This window comes from Ralstonia sp. 110700041-2, assembly GCF_056280165.1.
In genome coordinates this window covers 1-19,346 of sequence record NZ_JBSFAI010000026.1, presented here as the reverse complement: position 1 = coordinate 19,346, position 19,346 = coordinate 1, and the positions used below count along the sequence as shown (strand labels likewise).

The following is a 19,346-nucleotide window of genomic DNA, read 5'->3' as shown; positions in this document are numbered from 1 at the left end:
AAATATGGCATTGGGCGGCTTTACCCCGAAGCAGCGGCTGGCCATGGCCGCTTAGTTTCTACTTCTGCCGACTGTGGAAAACGGGGGCATTACCCATCCACTAACTATCGAGGACACGTACGATGCAAGTCTATGCAAATGTCGCAACACCCCCGCAACGCAAGGAGACCAAGGCCACTGGGCGCGGCTATTATGAATTCCGAGTCTGCGAGAGCCAGCGAGGCGCAGATACGTCGCCTACCTGGTACTCAGTTAGGGTGATGAAAGACGCCGACCCCGGGCTCGCAAAGGGCGATTTCGTAAAGATCACAGGGAAGCTAAAAGCGGACTATTATCTGTCGCGAGAGGGCAAACCGACCGGCACACTGCTGGTACTCGCATTCGAGGCCACCAAGATCGCCAAGCCAGTTGTCGCAGCTGGAGTCGCAGAGGAGACTGCTGCGAGCTAGTTCGAAATCTAGAGTGATTGGGGCCACCTGCTAGGGTGGCCTTTCTTATTTGCTCTCTGCACGAATGCGACACGCGGGAAGCGTTACCGATAAGCATGTCCCTGACTTGTCAGACATACCCGGAGCCCTACAGCCGCCCAGAAAACAGCGGCGATCCGTACCGAAGGTATGAAATCGCCGCTCAATCAACGTCGAGTTTTCCGGGGTCACCACGCTAGTGGCAAGTAACGCCCGATCTCTCCCTATCCTCCATGGCTCGTGTCGTCAGCGCTTCCAAATAGCGGAGCCGGAACAGCGGCACCCCAGTTGGGGCTACTGCTCCTACCCGCTTCACGTCGACCGTGGCTGGCAGCTCAAGAGCCGGCTTAAGCGCAAGGGCAAATACCCTCGCATCGTCCTCATTTCTAGCCTCGACAGCTGCCAGTGGCGTCCGGTCCTCGCTATCGCTCACGAGATAGAACGCGAGCCCTTCCAAGGGCGTAGTCAGGGCGCTCATATCAAGCGCTCCTCGCCACGCATCATCCCGGCAGCAATCATGTCTACGCAGAAATCGTCAGGTGACAAATACGACACGCTCGCCAGCCGGACCGCAATTTCCGGTATCGCGCTAGGTATCGCGTCCAGACCGCTGATGTACCGAACAGCCTCCGCAGTCTCCAGCATGACCTCGTGAATATCGCCCCCCTGGCAGGGACTTGCCATGGCCACCAGCGGGACTACGTCTCGCCATTCCACGTATTGATGCCCCACTACCGCGAGCTCGCCACCTTCTCGTGCCAACATCACCTGGAGCGGCTGATCACGCAACGCCTTCAGAAACGCAACCGCGTCCGGCTCATACAGTGGCAGCAGAAACCTGTGCTGTAGATCCCGCACTTGCTGCGTGAGCACCGCATAGCTGCCCTGAGACGGTCCGAAAAATCCCGACAACCTAAGTCGCAAGGTGCATCCGGGGCCCGCAAACAGTTCGAACATGTCCTTGGTTACATCACCACAAAGACACCAGCCAGGGCGCAGATTCGGGCCTCCCCTTCTTGCTGCCAATACCCCCTGGATTTCTTGCGGGTTCATGAGACGGGCGGAGCCAACCAACGCGCCGTGGAGATTCACGAAATCGTTCATTTCTATTGTCCTATCGAGTCACGCCGGATTGGCGTAACTCGTATAGCGACAGGCTCAACAGACGTATCGGCGGTCTACGCCATCACGGCTAAATTACCCCCCCAAGCGGACCAATTCTGCTCGTGCGTTAGCAGGCATCTTCGTCCAGTCGCTCTGCCTCTCTGCAAAACACTGAAATTTTGCGGTTGATCCTCTCCAGATGTTCCTATCATCGAGACCTCCCGCACCAATTCCTTCTCATGCCGACACGCCAGTCTGCGGCGGAGTCTTCGGCGAGCCCACGCCAGGCTGATAGGTCGCATCGAATACCGTGTCAGTCAACCAACGCTTAAAGTTCGGGTTGTCGCTGAACTGCTTGAACAGCTCCGTATGATCGGACAGCAATTCCAGCACCACGCGGTTGAGCGCCTTGTCGTGCTCCAGCTTAGCGTTTTGCTTGTCGGAGTTCGCCTGCGCGTTCTGGTAGGCCTTGTCCTGCGCCACCCGCGCCGGGATTTCCTCGGCGATGACCTTGCGGATCTTGTCCTCGTCCTTCCACTCGATGTTGCCAAACAGGTCGTTGAAGGTCTTGATGATCGCGGAGAGCCTGTCGATGTCGGCTTCACCTTTGCCACCTCCGCCACCGGGCGGCACCGGCTCGACGGAGGCATCGGCATCGTCCATCGCCATCTTCAGCGCCGCTTTGGCCTCCACCCGGTAGCTGTCCATGTCGATGGTCTCCAGCACCCCCTTGGAGAGGTCTTCCTCTTTGGGTGCGGGCAGCTTGGGAATGAGGAAGTTCAGGAAGATCGACAGCTTCTCCCACGTCGGGTGGCCGTAGCTCAGGATCGCCGCAAGAAAGCCGTAGCTGCGTACGAAGGCCTTGGCATTACTCTTGAACTTAACCTGATCGTCCTCGCCGAGCTTGTCGGTGTATTCGGCCACGCACGCGTCGAGGATGGGATCGAGTTTGTCCCGGTCTGCGCCGCTCAAATACAGCGCCACCAAGTCCTCCACCTGCTGCCAGCTATACACCTGCTGCCCGTCGAGTTCGGCCTTCAGGTCGTGCAGCTTGTTGGCATCGGTTTCGCCGGTCTGGATGGTGGCGCGGTAGTAATCCTGGAACGCCGCCTTCACCGCCTCGGCGTTGTCGGCAAAGTCGAGCACGAATGTGTCGTACTTTTGTGGGTGCGCGCGGTTCAGGCGTGACAGGGTCTGCACCGCCAACACGCCCGCCAGCGGCTTGTCCACGTACATCGTGTGCAGCAAGGGCTCATCAAAGCCGGTGACGAACTTGTTGGCAACGATCAGGAAGCGATATGGGTCTTGCTTGAGATTGGCCGGAATGTCCTTGCTCGGAAACCCGTTCAGATCGGCCTCGGACTTCTTCTGGCCGCCAATCTCGAATTCACCCGAGTACGCCACGATGGCCTTGTACGGGCTCTTGATCTGGGTGAGATAGTCCGACACCTCGCGCCAGTAGTCGATGGCCCGCGCGATGCCGTTGCAGACGATCATCGCCCGCGCTTTGCCGCCAATCTTCTGTTTGCCCACGACCTGTGCAATGAAGTGGTCGACCATGATCTCGGCCTTGCGGCGGATGGCCTTGTCGTGCGACTCGACGTAATGGCGGATTTTCTTCAGCGCCTTCACCTTGTCGAATTCCGGGTCGTCCGCCACCGTCTTGGCCACTTGGTAGAAGCTGTCGTAGGTGGTGTAGTTCTCCACCACGTCGAGGATGAACTTCTCCTGGATGGCCTGCTTGGTGGTGTAGGTCAGTTCTTCGGGCGAGCGGAACTGCACCTTGTCGCCGACGAGGGTCTTCTCGCCGAACAACTCCAGCGTCTTGTTCTTGGGTGTGGCAGTGAACGCGAAATAGCTGGCATTGACCAGCAGCTTACGCGAGGCGATGCGCTTTTCGATTTCCGCGTTCACCGCATCCTGCGTGCTGTCCTCCTCGAACTCCTCTTCGGCAACCTTGCCGCCAAGGGCTTCGTGCATCCGCGCTGTGGTTTTGCCGCCTTGGCTGGAATGCGCCTCGTCGATCAAGAGCGCGAAGCTCTTGCCGGAGAGGTCGCCCAGCTCATCGAGGATGAACGGGAACTTCTGCACCGTGGTGACAATGATCTTCTTTCCCCGGCGCAGGTACTCGCGCAGCTCCTGCGCGTTATCGGAGTGGCCGAAGATCGCCGCCACGTGGTCGTAACCCTTGATGGTGCGGGCAATCTGCGTGTCCAGCGCGCGCCGGTCGGTGATAACGATGATGGAGTCGAACTGCGCCGTCATCGGGTCATCCTTGCGGCGCAGCTCCACCAACTGGTGCGCCAGCCAGGCAATCGTGTTGCTCTTGCCGCTGCCTGCCGAATGCTGGATCAGATAGCGCCTGCCCACCCCATCGGCATTGGCGTGGCGCAGCAGCGCACGCACCGTGCGCAACTGATGAAAGCGCGGGAAGATCTGCTTGCGCTTCTTGCGTTTCTTGCCGCTGGCGTCCGCTTCTTCCTCCTCCACCACCTGCGCGTAGCTTTCAATGATGTTGGCAAGCGATTCGCGGGTCAGCACCTGCTTCCACAGATAGTCGGTCTTCAGGCCATCCGGGTTGGGCGGATTGCCCGCGCCGCTGTTCCAGCCTTGGTTGAACGGCAGGAACCACGATGCCTTGCCCTTGAGCTCGGTGCAGAACGCGGCCTCCACGTCATCGACTGCGATGTGTGCCACGCAGCGCCCCAGCTGGAACAGCAGTTCCTGCGGGCTGCGCGTGGTCTGGTACTGGACGATGGCGTCGGCCAGGGTTTGCTTGGTCAGCGAGTTCTTCAACTCGAACGTCAGCACTGGCAGGCCGTTGATGAAGATCACCAAATCCAATTCGTTGCCGGAATCGTTGCTGTAGCGCACCTGCCGGGTGACACTGAAGATGTTCTTGCCGAAGGCGTCGGCAGCGGCAGCGTTGCCCGGCGTGGGCAGCAGCTTGTAGAGATCGACGTGTACGGGCCCGTGGCTCACGCCCTTGCGCAGCACGTCCACGACGCCGCGCTTGGTGATCTCGCCCTGCAGCCGGTGTAGGAACTGGGTGCGCTTGATGCCATCCACAGCCAGTTCCAGCGTGTCCACCGCCTTGGGCTGGGTGGCCTGTAAGAAGGCCAGCAACTGCGCCACATCCAGCGCCACATCGCGGTTGTAGTCGGTGGGCTTGCCCTGAACGTAGCCGTTGTGGGTGGCGGCGAAGTCCGTAGGAGCCAGATCAAGGCTGTACTCGGGCTGCGGCACACCGGTCAAGCCGCGTACCACGCGCGCCTCGAACCAGCGCTCGCTGGTGTCAGTCTTCGCCATCGCCATCCTCCTCTTCGGTCACATCTTCCTGGTCATCGCCCAGCACGGCCAGCGCCGCGTCGTCCACCACGTCATCCGGGCTGGGCTGCCAGCTCCGCACGTCCACTTGGCCAGTGACCACATCGGCAATCAGGCGGTCGCGGTATTCGCGGATCAGTTTGATTTCGTCTTCGGCGCGGGCGATTGCGCCGTCCAGCGGTTGGCATTCGTCGGTGATCCAGCGGCAGATCGTTTCCTGCTCTGCGACGGGTGGCAACGCAATGACTGCGTTCTTCACATCGTGCTTGCCGAGTGCAAAGCGTGTAACGCCAGTGGCGAGAACGTGGAACTGCTGCGCCGTGCGCGCCGAGCCGATGGCGCGAAACAGGAACTCTCCCAACACGCGATCCGGTACGGGGCGCAGCAGGCCAAGGTGATAGGCGCAAACCACGCCGGGTAAATCCTCCGGCACCCAAGCGGGTACACCGATGTCGTCCGGCGTTTCGGAATCTTTCGTCAAAATGACATCGTCCGCTTTCAGCGTCAGGCGGGCGATCTCTGCCGCAGTCGCTGTGGCGCGCATCAAGTCCATATCGTCGGTGATGCGGTCATTCTTGTAGACGTCGGTGTAATTGCACAGGCGTACCGGCGTTTCGTGGTCGTGTGAATGCTTGTCTACGCCGCTGAAGCGCACGTCCGCGATGTGCTTAATGAAGGCGACTTCCCAATGCTCCGGCACCTCGCCCAGCCATTCGATGCCGGACGGCTTCAGCGCCACTGATGAATCAAGGCCGCGCGTGACAGCGTGGTCGATAATGCGCAGCTTTTGTTCGATGAGCAGTTTGATCAAGTCCCGCTTGGCCTTGATGAAGCGGGCGATGTGCGCGTCCTGCGCGCGCAGGTAAGCGACGATCTGGTCTTGCTCGGGGCGTGGGGGCTGGATCAGAGCAATGTCGAGGAACTGGTTCGGGTACAGGCGCAGACGAGAGGATCGGATGCCGGTCGAGCGCCCGATGTATTCGGCCACGTAGGCACGGGTGCGCAACAGGTAATCGAGATACGCCGGGTTGAAGCTGTCGGCGTGGTGCGGGCGGTACACGCCATAGGCCGGACTGACGATGCCCACGTGCCTGCTCGCACCAAGCGCCGCCATCCACGCCCACAGCGTGTTGATGACGATGTCACCTGGACGGCACAGTTTGGAGCCAACGTAGCTCGCAGCCTTGAACATCGTGACCTTCTTTTGACTGCGCGGGGTAACGCCGGTGAGGTGAGACACCGACAGCAGTTCCTCCTGTCCGGTCTTCGAGCGCTCATCCACCTCGCGGAAAAAGGTCTTGGCGCGTTGCTCGTTCCAGTGTTCCGGCACAGCGGGCAACCAGCGCATCTTCGGCTGCCGGTAGTTCGGGTACGCGCTCGCCGCCGTCATTCCGCGCCCCCCACGATCTTGTGCAGCAACCCTTCGCTCTGCTGCTCCAGCGCGAGGATGTCGGTGCGGATTTCTGCCAGCGTGCGCAGCGGCGCGGGCTTGTAGAAATAGCGGGCAAACGAAATTTCGTAGCCGATCTGGGTCTTATCCGTGGCGATCCAAGCGTCCGGCGCGTGTGGCAGCACTTCGCGGGCGAAGAAGGCGTCGATGCCGCCCGGTTCCTTCAACGGCACCTGCTCTGTGTCGCGCAGCTCGCTGTCGGGCTCGTACTCGACCATGAAGCGATCCTTGCCCACGGTCTCCAGGTACACGCCATCGAAGCCGGGCTCGAAATGTTCGCCCGCCTTGAGCTTGCTGCGCTTGGCAATGACCGGCGGCGCGGCTTCGTCGCGCCAGCTCACCGCCTTGTAGATGGCCTTCTTCTCCGGCGCGCCGAGCTTGTCACCCTGCGCCTTAAGGGCAGCATCGAAGCGGGTGCGGAACTCATTGTGGTCGTCGAACAGGGAGCTTCCCAGTGCCTGCTGCGCCCGTTGCGCTACCTCCATCAGCCCCCTGTCGCGCTGCCACGTCGATGCGTCGAGCAGCTTCTTGCGGCGCTTGGCGGGCACCGCTTTACGGGCGACGAGAGCTTCGCTGTCATCGCCGCTGTCGCTGTCTTCGCTGTCGTCGTCTTCGTTCTCGTCCTCACCTTTCAGCCATGCCTCGATGGCCGGTTTGCGCTTGGCGAACTCGGTATAAAGCGCCTCGCCGTGAGTGGCGTAGATCTCGGCGCGCAACGCCTCGTCGCCAGTGGCAAAACGCAGGGGCTCGATGTGTTCGTCAGAGAGCTGGCTTTTCAGGCGCAGCGGGCGCTCGACGGTGATCTTCCAGTAGCCGAAGTCCTGGGTATCGAACCATTTAGACTGGGCGGTTTCCTGTGCATCGCCGAGGTAGAGGTCGAGGATGCGGGCGATGTCGGCATCACTCAGTTCACAGTTTTTCTTGCCGAGGTTACGGCGCAGCGGCTGGAACCACTGCGATGCATCGATCAACTGCACTTTGCCACGGCGCGCTTCGGCCTTCTTGTTGGCCAACACCCAGATGTAGGTGGCGATGCCGGTGTTATAGAAGATGTTGAGCGGCAGGGCGATGATGGCTTCGAGCCAGTCGTTCTCCAGCACCCAGCGGCGGATGTTGCTCTCGCCCTGGCCCGCGTCGCCGGTGAACAGCGCCGAGCCGTTATGCACCAGCGCAATGCGGCTGCCCAGCGGCGTGTTGTGCTTCATCTTTTGCAGCTTGTTCACCTGGAACATGAGCTGCCCGTCGCTGGACCGGGTGATGAGCTTGAATTCAGCGTCGCCCGCGTGGCTGACGATGAAGCGCGGATCGTCGAATTCCTTCTTGCCGCCCATCCGCTCCAGATCGGTCTTCCAACTTTTGCCATAGGGCGGGTTGGAGATCATAAAATCGAACTCGCGGCTGCGGAACTGGTCGGCGGACAAGGTGGATTTGTCTGCGCCGCCGACGATGTTCTCGGCCTCTGCGCCTTCGCCCTTCAAGAGCAAGTCGGCCTTGCAGATGGCGTAGGTTTCGTCGCTGATCTCCTGCCCGAACAGGTGAATCGACACATCCTTGCCGTGCTGCTCAGCCAGTTCGTGTAGCACTTCCTCGGCCACGGTGAGCATGCCGCCGGTGCCGCAGGAGCCGTCGTAGAGCGAATAGGTGCTGGACTCGATGCGGTCGGCCACCGGAAGGAACAGCAGCTTGGCCATGAGCTGCACCACGTCGCGCGGGGTGAAGTGTTCGCCCGCCTCTTCGTTGTTGTCTTCGTTGAAGCGGCGGATCAGCTCCTCGAACACCGTGCCCATGCCGTGGTTGTCCAGCGCGGGCAGCTTGATGCGACCGTCAGCATCCTTCACCGGCAGCGGAGCGAGATTGACCTCGGGGTCGAGGAAGTCGTCGATCAGGTAGCCGAGGACGTGGGAATCCACCAGCTTCTGGATCTGGTTGCGGAAATTGAACTTGGTGAGGATTTCCTGCACGTTGGGCGAAAAGCCGTCCAGATACGCAATGAAGTCATCGCGCAGGCGCTGCCCCGCCGCGCTGGCCTTCAGCTTGGCCAGGGTGAATTCCGAGACGTTGTAGAAGGCCTGGCCTGCCGCCATGCGCAGCGCGCCGTCCTGCTCGGCCACCTTGTGGGTGTCGAGGAACTTCTTGCGCTCCAGCACCGCGTCCTTGGTGGCTTCGAGTACGGCATCAAGCCGCCGCAACACGGTGAAGGGCAGGATCACGTCGCGGTACTTGCCGCGCACGTAGACGTCGCGAAGTCGGTCGTCAGCGATGTTCCAGATGAAGTCGGAAATCCACTTGATCTGGCTTTGGTCTTGTTGTTTCTTCTGCATCGATACGTTCTTCAGTTCGCCGCTGCACCGGTGGCATTGCCAGTGACGACGACGAGATTCCAGTGTTCTTTGAGTACGCCCACGAGGCGCTGCTGGCGCTCGGCCAGAAGCGTGGGCGTCCACTCGTTTTCTGATCTGACTTCCTGCGTCAGCACGAAGGGCGACGCCTTGCCCTTGCCTCTGAAGTAGGCGTCCTTCTTCTTGACAAAGTCGTAGTTGCTGGCCGACGAGTTTTTGTTCCTATCCAGCGGAACCAGATTGGCCAATCGGTGCGTCCAGCTATCGCGCTCGTCTTCGTCCGGGAACCACTTGATCCAGTCCGAACCGTCGGGCGGAGTTTGCGGCAGGACGTGCTCCAGAGACACGGCATCTTGGAGCTGTACTCCAGGAGCACGAACCAAGGATTCAAGGCGCAATACCAGCGCCATGCGGGCTTTGGGCAGATTACGATAAATGTCGCCATCGAGCGCGGCCACAAACTCGAGCTGCTGTTTGTCCGTGAGGGCCAAAGTATTCAAGCCGGCCAGATCGCCGTCGAAGGCAGCAGGCTCGATTTCCTTGTTGAGCGCGGCGTAGGTGTCGATGCGTTCGTTGATGCCCACCTTGGTCACCAGCAAGAAATAGGTGAGGCGTTCCAGTGACCCAAAGAAATCCGCGAGCAGCTTCGGCTTTTGTCGGAAGCGCTTGAAATAAACCAGTGCCGGGGGCACCCAGTCCTTGAAGTCCACGCGGTTGAGCCAGGACAGGTGCTCGTTGATCGTCTCGGCGTGCTCGGTAGCCTCGAAGTCGGCGTCGCGCACAAAGTCCCACACTTCGGCGTAGGGCTTGATGACATTGTCGACGAGGTCGATGGGAGCCTTGTACTCTGTGACGTGCTCCTGGAATTCCTTGACCAGCGTGGCCCGCTGCTTCTGCTTGGCGTAAATGGTGCGGATGTGGCCAAACAGATCGCCGAAGGCGTCACGGCCGAGCGAGCTTTCGATCCGGCTCCACTCTTTGGCGTAGGCGCGGCTCTTGACGTCGCCTGCCGTAGTGCGGATCAGGCCTAGAACCTGCGCTTTGATGATGTCGATAGGCGCGAGGTCGAGCCCCCGGTTGTTGAGCACGGAGAAGATGCGGTAGGCGGCTTCAAGATCGGGCGTAGAGATGACGACCAGCGAGCAGTCGTTGGCGAGAAACTGCCACAGCGCGATTAGGTCGGTGGGCGGCAACGCCTTGGCCTTGGCAAGCAGCAGCGTGGCGTTTTCGCGGTAGCGCAGGCGGCTGTCCTCCAACTTTTCGGTGCTGGTGACCAACTGCGCGATGCCACCCGGCTCCTGAATGTTGGCGCGGAAGAAGTCGGCATCCTCCTCGCGGGCGGTCAGGCGGTATTCGTTTTTCTCGCCAAGGCTGACCTTGCCCTTCTTGTAGAGGAAATCGGTGATGTCGTCGGCGGCGTGCGGCATGGCCTCGCGCAGCACTGCGAACAGCATCGTCAGCGTGGACAGGCGCTGCTGGCCATCGACCACCGATGATTTCGGTTCCCGATCGTTCTTGATCAGAACGATGCTGCCGAGGAAGTATTGGCTGGTCGCGCCGGAGACACGGGCGTCTTGCATCGCCGAGATCAGATCGTCGAACAACTCGCCCGCCTGCTCGGTTGTCCAGGCGTAGGGGCGCTGATAGTCCGGAATCTCGAACTGGTAGCTGCCCTCGAAAATCTCGCGGATCAGTTTGTCGTGAGCTTCAAGTGTCTTGGCCATTGCGCTTGTTCTTTCCTATCGTTTTTTAAGGCTACCCGGTGCTTGATAGCCAGGAGCCAGCTTGGCGTTCTCAACGCCGTACAGCGCTAGCGGATCGCAGAGCCATAGGCGGTATTGTTCCTCCTTGAGGCGATGGTCGGGCGAGCAGTCCACGCTCCAGCGCAGCAGCATGTAGCCCGCGACTGCTGCGCGAACATGCATCCGTATAAAGCCGTCAGTCATCCCGTAGTCCATCTTGATGACCTCGGGGCGTTCAAGGCGCGGGTGCGGCACGAAGTCCAGTTCGACGATACGCGTCCATTGGATGTCGTTGTCCGGACGTTCGTTGGTCCGTGGCTCCTCGTCGAGCAGCGTTGGCACTTTGATACGAGTGACGACGAAGTCTCGAAACTCTCCGCTCTTGCGGTCGAAAGCCCGGACATGCCAGCGCTGCCCGGTATCCACCAGCGCAAAGGGCACGATGACTCTCTCGGACTCACCGCTGCTCATCGAGTAATAGCGGATGGCAACTGGTCGTTTAGCATGGATCGCCCTGCAGATCGGCGCCAGCACATCCATTCTGGGGTTGCTCAGGGCGGCGGGCGATTCGCACGACAGCAGCGGCTGCATCGCGCCGTTCACGCCGTCGCCGAAGCCCAGAGCCAGGGCCGACAAAACGCGCTGCGATGCGTGGTCGAACAGCGGGGAGAAAGCCTGCCCGATGCGGTAGATCTTGTGGCTACCGTCAAAGGTGATGTTCTGCGGCGCGATTTGCCTGTACAGAGCGAGATCCCGTGTCGCCCCTGCCGGAGCCACACCGAATCGCTCAATCAGGTCTGGACGGCCGATCTCACCGAAGAAGTAGAGCCGGAAGTCGATGTAGGCCAGCCGCTCGCGCTGGGCATGGCTCAAGCTCTCGACGCGCTGGGGACGCAGTGTCAATTTCTCATCATTCACGAGAGGTGAAAGGTAGGCGGGAATTAGCTGCCAGATTGATCATTATCAACCGATCGATATCATCAAATTGATTACATGATACTCGACCGCTGGAGCTCCAGCAAGGAGATAAGTTGTCGAGTGGATGCTGGAGCCATGCGGTTGGACGGCTTGGAAACTCGCGCTGCTCTACGCGAGAGGCTGCTGCAGCGGCCGATCGTCAACTCAAATCCGTGCACCAGTTAGATACCTGACGATCTTCCCTGAGCCGAACGCCAGCGCAATATGCATACAGTTCTGCCCGCTCGCGTCAGGCTGCATGGGTTCACCGCCGTGGCGCACCATCAGATCGAACACCTCAGGCAGGTCACTTTCTGCTGCAAGCATGAGAGGCGTTCGGCCGGGAACCGGATAGCCGTGCGCAGCATTCGGATTCGCCGCAAACTCAAGCAACACTTCGATTGTGCGTCGGAGCCTGTTGACGCCATGCCGACGCACATGATCGTCGACCATGGCGCTGACAAGCTGCGCGACTAGCTGGGGGAACCTTCTTTGCATCTGAGGTCGATCGCCAAACACCCCAGCGGAATCTACTCCATATCGCCGCAAGGTCTCCTGCTGAACGAGATCTGGCACCTTCAAGAAGTGTTCGACCAATTGGGCGTACATCCTGTTGGGATAAACCGTTCGATACAGTAAGCTCACCGCGTAGTACAGCGGGGTCTGCTCGTCGGTGTGCCCTCGCTTGTTCGGGTCTGCCTTTTGGGCCAACAGTTCCCCAACCACTGTTGGATCACCGAGATCAATGGCACACATGAGGGGCGTGAGGCGCTTGCGTACCGTGCTGGCATTAAGCGTTTCCGGCTGATGGGGAACTTTCAGGAGAGTCTCCAAGACTCGTCTATCCCCTGTCTGTGTCGCATACTGGAGCGCACACAACAGTGCTGATCCGTCTGCGCTGTCGAGCTGGTCGACCGGCGCTCCGGCAGCCATCAGTTGTTTGACTTCAGCATAGCGTCCGAACGAGGCAAACAGCCTGAGTTGCGGCCATCGCCTCACCTCCCCACCTTCAAAGTGGATCGCCTTCACCCGGTCGACCTTCTTCAGGTCAGGTTGAATGGCAGCTATCGTTTTGTCAGATACCACGAGCAAGCCAGCCAAGGGATAATTGGAAAGCTCCCGTGGACACTCACAGAAGCGGCCTTGTGGTGGGAAGAGTCGAGGCAACTGCCTCGAGAGATGTTCGACCTCCCAATCCTCTATGACCGGAGCGTCCTGAGGCTTCTGGAACAATCCCAGCGCGATACCAACGTGCTTGAACCGTTTCAAAGCTGGCTTCGCTCCCGGTCCCAAGAAGGCCGCAATGCATGAGGCTTCCTGAACAATCTCTTTGAGCTGTTGCCCAGCGCGATAGCAAGCCAGTTCGAATGCGCGCTCGAAGTGAGCAAGCGCCTCTTCATACTGTCCCGACAATACGTTCCACCGGGCCTTCATCCATTCGTAGTGATAGGCAGTCCTGCCGTCAGGATCACAAGCGTCTGCCAGCGACTGAAGTTGCTCAATCTCCGTCCAAATGCGCGATTGATCCCCGTCTGCTTTCGCTGAAGTTCGTCTCAGGTCATGCCAGATCTTTGAGCCGCGCAGCGCGAGCTCAGGATGCGCGGCTCCAGCCTGGCGAACTAGATCAGCAAGCTTCACGGACGGGTCGCGAGATGTCCCTTCGCCCGCTATTCGCTGAGCTAGCAATGGTCGAACTGGCTGCGACCAAGCCCGGTCGAAGCTGCCGAGCGCCAACGCCACCAGCAACCAAAGCCCGGCTGAGACTGCTAGGTCATTGCCAGCCAGCTTGCGAAGGCCATCGACGAACAGTTGGATGCTTTGTGATGAGGGAAGATCAACGCCGCTACGCCACTTGAGCAGCTTGTCTCGATACGCCCGGTCCGTCCCGGTCGTTCCCGGATAGACCAGCTTGTCAACACGCTCACCGACGAGTTCATCAAGCCAGCTAAGAACCACGCCGGCGGGCGGGTGATTCGCGTCGAGCAGGTGGCCAAGCTCTGGGCCATTTCTGTGTTTGTGAATCGATCGCAACAGTGTTGCTGCACTGGGGACGAAGAAGTCCTCCACCAAGACCGGTAGGGATTGAACTCTGCCAAGGCCATCAAGCGGTACGCCCAGTACCAAGCTGCAATAGCTCTCTCTAAGCGCTAGGACCCACGGCTTAATAAGCGTTTCAGCATCCGCCCCGACGATCCGGGTCACGCCATCGAGCAGCAGCACTTGAACGACCTTGTCAATCTTCTCCCAGTCAAAGTCTCCTTCGCGGGCAAGGCGGTCCACATCGCGGTCGCTGAATTTGAGGTCCAGCGCCCCAACAAGCGCGCGAATACATTCGCCCATTCTCGGGTAAGGGGTTCCAGCTTGGTTCATGGATGCATCCCCAGTGAAACGCGACGGACGTCCCGCTTGAAGTTTCGACTGGCACGCCAGTCGCTGGGTGTGCATGGCACGGCGAGCTTTCGACCATTCGGGGCAACTAGCTTGCCGTGCTTCCTGCCTGCCATGTAGCGCCAGCCATCATTTAACAGCCGGCGCACCGCAGTCGCGATGATTTTGTCTTTGCTGTACATGGTGCTCTCCGGGCTCGCTGACAAACGCGACACCGAGCCCTTCCCGTTTACTTCGTGCCCTTGGTGGCACCTTGATTGACCGATGCCGCCCGCTGCGCACGAGCAGCAAAGGAGTTTGAGCTTACTTGGCCTCCGCTTACCTTTGCCGTACTGGATTGGATACGCGCGGCAGCCTTAGAGGTCATGGGGGACGAGGATTTGGAAGCTTTGGATGACATGTTGATTCCTTTCGAAGTCGTTGCTCGGATCGGCAACGTTGGAAAGACTATCGATTCTTGCTTCTTCACTCGCCCGCGCCAGAGGTCAAAAATTTTCCGAAAGTTGCCCACGTCGGGCGTCTATCGACTTTTGGCGGATCGCGGCGCCAGATCCCAGCTTTGAAAGGCGCGACTGGCTTGCCGTGTCGCCCCAATTTTGGTACAAAGACCGGGTACAAAGCGCGAAACTGCGACTTCCGCAAGCCCTTGATTAATAAGGGAACCAGCACTGAATGTGCTTCTCAGGGCCTCCTCCCTGATTCGCCACCACTCACTGAAAGGCCGCTGCTCCGCAAGGACCAGCGGCCTTTCGCTTTCCGAGACCCTTGATTTATAAGGGTCTCCAGGGTGCTGGCTAAAGTTTTTCCGCTTGTCGACCGTAACAACGGACCGTAGCAATTTGCGTACGAATCCGCCTCGATAGGTCACCCAGTGGACAAAGCCTTGCAACAATACCTCTACAAACGGCCCGACAGCGAAAAGTGGCAGTTCCGGCGCCCGGTCCCCAAGCACCTCCAAGCTTCAATCGGCAAGCCGGTCATCACCGCCTCCCTAGGCACGCCCGATTACAAGACTGCCGCCAAACGCGCCCGCAAGCTGTCCGTGGAGGCTGACAATCTCTTCGCGACCCACGAGGCCAAACTGCAGGTCGCAGACGAGACGCCGCCCACGACTGACGCGGCAGACGAGATACCGCACACAAGTGAAGCCGCCCACGATGAGCAACCACAGAAGCTCGAGCGCTGGATGATTCCATCGCTCATCGAGCGCTATAAGGCTGCGATTCTCGACACGGACGAAGACGAGCGCCCCAAAACGCTCGCCGACCTGCAGGCACGCCGCGCCGAGCTCGGGCAGGAACTGCAGGCGCTCGAGGACGCGTGCGCGATTCAGGACACATCGTACGCCGAGCACAACACCGATGACATGCTGGCAACCGAGGGCTTCGACGCCGCCACGGCGGAGCCCGGCCTGCTGCAGCATTACACTCTGCAACTGATGCAGGCCGACCTACAGGTCATCAAGAGTCAGCTAGACCGGCTGCGGGGCATCGAGGTACCCACCCCTGACATGCCCGCCGCCCCCGGTGAGAATGACAGCTGGGACCACTATCTGGGCTATTGGGCCAGCGAGCGGCACCCCGAGCCCAAGACCGTTGATGAGGCCCGGTCACAGGTGGCGCGGCTGCGGAAGTTTTCCGGCGACAGTGCGCCGGTCGAGCTCACCGCCGATGACATTCGCGACTATGCGCGATACCTCGAACAGAACGAAGGCCTCTCCAAGAGCCGCGTGAAGACGATTTTTGCGCTGTTACGTCCCATCCTGCAGACGAATCTGGAGAGTGGCCTCACGGCGTTGAGGGCCAACCCTTTTTCGGAAGTCAAAATCAAGGTCTCGACGAAGGAGAAAAACGACCAACAACCGTTTGAGCCCTCGCACATCCGGCTCTTGTTCAAGACCGAGGTGTTCACCGCAGGCAAGCGGCCCGCCAAGGGTGGGGGCGATGCCGCATTCTGGCTGCCACTGCTCGCGGTCTTCGGTGGTGAGCGCGAGGAGGAGCTTGGCCAGTTGATGGTCTGTGACGTGCAAACCTGGAACAACCGCATGTTCCTGCGCATTACGGACTTGCACGAAGAACAGGGTGTCAAGAATAGGGTCTCGAAGCGTCAAGTCCCCGTCCATAGCGAGCTGATGAAAATCGGCTTTGGTCGCTATGTCGAGCAGATGCAGTTGGCCGGAGAGGAGTGGCTCTTTCCGGGCCTGAAGCCGAACAAGTATGGCGTGCTCACGGCCCAGTTCTCGACCTGGTTCAACGAGTATCTGGACAAGCATGTTGTGGACGATATCCGCTACAACTTCCACTCCTTCCGGCACACATTCGAAGAATACGGTGGCCGATGCAAGCTATCGCAATATCAGCTCGACGGCATCTTGGGCCATCAGCCCGAAGGCATGGCGGGGCGCTATGGAAAGAAGCGTGCAGGCCGCCGTATCTACGACCCGATGGAACTCGCGGCAGGGATGGACCTCTTCAAGATTGAAGGGGTGGATTTTTCGCACCTCTACAACAGTTACTGACAATGGCGCGCTGTAAACGCGACTCGCACTTGCAAGGGGCCAACTATTGAGCACACTCGCGGAGAATCTCCATGGGCACAAGGTCGACGCGGACACAGCGTTATTGCAAGCGCGTGCCCTCCTTGAGACATCTCTAGGAACACAGAAAAAAGGGGAATAGGAAGCGCAACTAGCATTCAGACCCAAGCCTCTCCCAAGGCCTCCGCCTGCTGCAACACCAACTCCACCGCCCCCTCCTGCTGGTCCGGCGGATACTTGTACTTGCGTAAAATCCGTTTGACCATCAGTCGCAGCTTCGCGCGCACGCTTTCGCGCGCTGACCAGTCCACGGTGATGTTCTGGCGTAGGTTCTCGGTCAGTTCGTGCGCAATCTTCTTCAGCGTCTCATCGGAGAGTTCACGCACGGCGGACTCGTTATTGGCCAAAGCGTCATAGAAGCGCACCTCATCTTCGGTCAGTCCCAGCTCCTCGCCACGGCTGGCGGCGGCGCGGAACTTCTTGGCCATGTCGATGAGCTCTTCGATGACCTGGGCCGTCTCAATGGCTCGGTTCTGGTAGCGCTTCACCACATTGGCAAGCATCTCGGAGAACTTCTTCTCCTGAACCACGTTTCCAGCAAAGCGACTCTTGATTTCACCTTCCAGCAGTCGCTCCAGCAACTCGACCGCCAGGTTGCGTTCCGGAAGATTGCGCACTTCCGCGAGGAAAGCGTCATCGAGAATGCCGATATTCGGCTTGTCAAGGCCGACCGCCTCGAAGACGTCCACGACCTCTTCGGAAACCACCGCAGAGCCGATGATTTGCCGGATGGCCAACTCACGCTCCTCGTCGGTGCGCTTCTTCTCACTGAGCTCGCGCTTGGTCAGGATGACCTTGACCGCTTGCATGAAGGCGACCTCTTCGCGGACGGCCTTGGCCTCGTCCAGCGTGCAGCACAGCGTGAACGCCTTGCTCATGGCAAGCGCCGTGTCGGCGAAGCGTTTCTTGCCATCCTTGAGACCCAGCACATGGTTGGCAGCACCAGCCAGACGCTTATGGCCAGCCGTCAGGAAGTCGCTGTAGTCGAAGCCGTGGAGCATGCCGCGCAGGATGTCCAGCTTCTCTTCCAGGAGCGCATACGCCTCAGCAGCGTCGACGGTGGGGCGGCCACGCCCATTGCTCGCCGTATATTCCTTGAGCGCGCTCTTGAGCTCATTGGCAATGCCGATGTAATCGACAACCAATCCGCCCTGCTTGTCCTTGAAAACGCGGTTGACGCGGGCAATGGCCTGCATGAGGTTGTGGCCCTTCATCGGCTTGTCGACATACAGCGTATGGACGCAAGGCGCGTCGAAGCCCGTTAGCCACATGTCTCGCACGATGACAATACGCAACGGGTCGGCAGGGTCTTTGAAGCGCTTTTCCAAGCGTTTCTTGACTTGGCCGCTGTAGATGTGAGGCCGCAGCAGCGCTTTATCGCTGGCCGAGCCAGTCATCACAATCTTGATAGCGCCCTTCTCGGGGTCGGGGTCGTGCCAGTCGGGGCGCAGCTTGATGATTTCGTTGTAGAGGTGAACGCAAATCTCGCGGCTCATCGCCACCACCATGGCCTTGCCGCTCTGCGCCTTGTTGCGCTCTTCGAAGTGCGCCACCAGGTCGGCGGCGACAGCGGCCACGCGAGGTTCCGCGCCGACCACCTTTTCCAGAGCAGCCCAGCGGGTTTTCAGTCTCGCCTGCTGGCTTTCCTCTTCGTCCTCGGCGAGCTCATCCACCTCCGCGTCAATCTGAGGCAGCTCCTCGGCCTTAAGCGACAGTTTGGCTAGGCGAGACTCGAAGTAGATGGCCACCGTGGCGCCATCCTCCTTGGCCTGCTGCATGTCGTAGACGTGGATGTAGTCGCCGAACACCGCCCGCGTGTCTCGGTCCTCGCTCGATACCGGGGTGCCGGTGAAGGCCACGAACGTGGCATTGGGTAGCGCATCGCGCAGGTGCTGCGCATAGCCGACCTGGTAGACCGCTCGGGGTTCGGCAACCAGCAGGCCCGAATCGTCGTTGGCGGCGGGCCTCGGCGGGCTCAACGTCTTCAGCTTGGCTTCGAAGCCGTATTGGGTCCGGTGCGCTTCGTCGGCGATGACCACTATGTTGTGCCGGTCCGAGAGCATGGGGAAGTTATCTTCATCCTCCCCTGGCATGAACTTCTGGATGGTGGCGAAGACGATGCCGCCGGAAGGCCGGTTTGCCAGCTTGGCGCGCAAGTCCTGCCGAGTTGCCGCCTGCACCGGTTGCTCGCGCAACAAGTCCTGCGCTAGAGAAAACACACCGAAGAGTTGCCCATCGAGGTCACTGCGGTCCGTGATGACGACAATGGTGGGATTCTCCATGGCCGCTTCCTGCATCACCCGAGCAGCAAAGCAAGTCATGGTGATGCTCTTGCCGCTGCCCTGCGTGTGCCAGACTACTCCGCCTTTATGGCTGCCGCCAGGCACAGAGGCAGACACCACTTGTTGGATTGCGGCCCGAACAGCATGGAACTGGTGGTAGCCGGCGATTTTCTTCACCAGAGTGCCGTCGTCCTCGAACAGGACAAAGAAGCGTAGGTAGTCCAGCAGATAGCTTGGCGCCAGCAGACCCCGGACCAGCGTTTCCAATTCGTTGAACTGGCCGAGCGGGTCCAAGGTGACCCCATCGATGGTGCGCCACTGCATGTAGCGCTCGGCATTTGCCGAGAGCGAGCCCATGCGGGCTTGGGAGCCGTCGCTGATGACCAAGATTTCGTTGTACTGGAAGACGTCTGGAATCTGTTCCTTGTAGGTTTGAATCTGGTCGAAGGCCCTCCAGATGTCGGCGCTCTCGTCAGCTGGGTTCTTGAGTTCCAGTAGCGCCAATGGCAAGCCGTTGACGAACAGAATGATGTCAGGCCGTCGGGTGTGATGCGGACCCTTGATGGAATACTGGTTGACGGCCAGCCACTCGTTGGCCCCTGGGTAATACCCCCTGAAATCCACCGCTGGGAGAAGTAGAATTTTCTCGTTAAGAGGGAGTTCTGCAGATGAAGAAGTCGAGATTCACAGATAG

At 59.8% G+C, this 19,346-nt stretch carries 10 protein-coding genes and 2 pseudogenes; 2 read left to right on the top strand and 10 right to left on the bottom strand.

Translation table 11 applies throughout. From position 1 onward, the window contains the following. Positions 1 to 122: 122 nt before the first annotated feature. Positions 123 to 449: a single-strand-binding protein/primosomal replication protein n gene (locus ACUXH0_RS26060; RefSeq protein WP_182594985.1), complete on the top strand. Its 327-nt coding sequence runs from the start codon at positions 123 to 125 to the stop codon at positions 447 to 449. A gap of 492 nt (positions 450 to 941) precedes the next feature. On the opposite strand, the gene ACUXH0_RS26055 is transcribed toward ACUXH0_RS26060, so the two are convergent. The 8 genes from ACUXH0_RS26055 to ACUXH0_RS26020 all read right to left on the bottom strand — a co-directional run bounded on the left by ACUXH0_RS26055 (position 942) and on the right by ACUXH0_RS26020 (position 13,956). Beyond that, positions 942 to 1,571 (bottom strand): hypothetical protein, encoded by a 630-nt coding sequence (locus tag ACUXH0_RS26055; protein ID WP_182594984.1) that lies wholly within the window; start codon positions 1,569 to 1,571, stop codon positions 942 to 944. Positions 1,572 to 1,808: 237 nt separating this feature from the next. Beyond that, positions 1,809 to 4,880: a type I restriction endonuclease subunit R gene (locus ACUXH0_RS26050; RefSeq protein WP_182594983.1), complete on the bottom strand. Its 3,072-nt coding sequence runs from the start codon at positions 4,878 to 4,880 to the stop codon at positions 1,809 to 1,811. Then, positions 4,867 to 6,288, bottom strand: a complete 1,422-nt coding sequence (locus tag ACUXH0_RS26045; protein WP_182594982.1) for a restriction endonuclease subunit S — start codon at positions 6,286 to 6,288, stop codon at positions 4,867 to 4,869. The genes ACUXH0_RS26050 and ACUXH0_RS26045 overlap by 14 nt, the downstream gene beginning before the upstream one ends. Then, a complete protein-coding gene (locus ACUXH0_RS26040) occupies positions 6,285 to 8,669 on the bottom strand; it encodes a type I restriction-modification system subunit M (protein ID WP_182594981.1) in 2,385 nt (794 codons plus the stop codon). Before ACUXH0_RS26040 ends, ACUXH0_RS26045 begins: the two co-directional genes overlap by 4 nt. 11 nt (positions 8,670 to 8,680) lie before the next feature. Continuing rightward, positions 8,681 to 10,411, bottom strand: coding sequence for a DUF262 domain-containing protein (locus ACUXH0_RS26035; protein ID WP_182594980.1), 1,731 nt, complete (start codon positions 10,409 to 10,411; stop codon positions 8,681 to 8,683). A 15-nt stretch (positions 10,412 to 10,426) separates the two neighbouring features. Further along, positions 10,427 to 11,326 (bottom strand): WYL domain-containing transcriptional regulator, encoded by a 900-nt coding sequence (locus ACUXH0_RS26030; protein WP_182594986.1) that lies wholly within the window; start codon positions 11,324 to 11,326, stop codon positions 10,427 to 10,429. Between the two features lie 225 nt (positions 11,327 to 11,551). After that, complete coding sequence (locus ACUXH0_RS26025; protein WP_182594979.1) at positions 11,552 to 13,756, bottom strand: ankyrin repeat domain-containing protein; 2,205 nt, start codon at positions 13,754 to 13,756, stop codon at positions 11,552 to 11,554. Further along, on the bottom strand, positions 13,753 to 13,956 hold the full coding sequence (locus ACUXH0_RS26020) for a hypothetical protein (protein WP_182594978.1): 204 nt from the start codon (positions 13,954 to 13,956) through the stop codon (positions 13,753 to 13,755). Before ACUXH0_RS26020 ends, ACUXH0_RS26025 begins: the two co-directional genes overlap by 4 nt. A gap of 701 nt (positions 13,957 to 14,657) precedes the next feature. On the opposite strand from ACUXH0_RS26020, the gene ACUXH0_RS26015 reads away from it, so the two are divergent. Next, positions 14,658 to 16,292, top strand: a complete 1,635-nt coding sequence (locus tag ACUXH0_RS26015; protein WP_125472837.1) for a site-specific integrase — start codon at positions 14,658 to 14,660, stop codon at positions 16,290 to 16,292. Positions 16,293 to 16,468: 176 nt separating this feature from the next. Here ACUXH0_RS26015 and ACUXH0_RS26010 read toward each other — a convergent pair. Beyond that, a pseudogene (locus ACUXH0_RS26010) lies at positions 16,469 to 17,440 on the bottom strand (DUF3387 domain-containing protein); the annotation flags it as partial. A 66-nt stretch (positions 17,441 to 17,506) separates the two neighbouring features. Then, positions 17,507 to 19,276, bottom strand: a pseudogene (locus ACUXH0_RS26005) (type I restriction endonuclease subunit R); the annotation flags it as partial. Between the last annotated feature and the right edge of the window lie 70 nt (positions 19,277 to 19,346).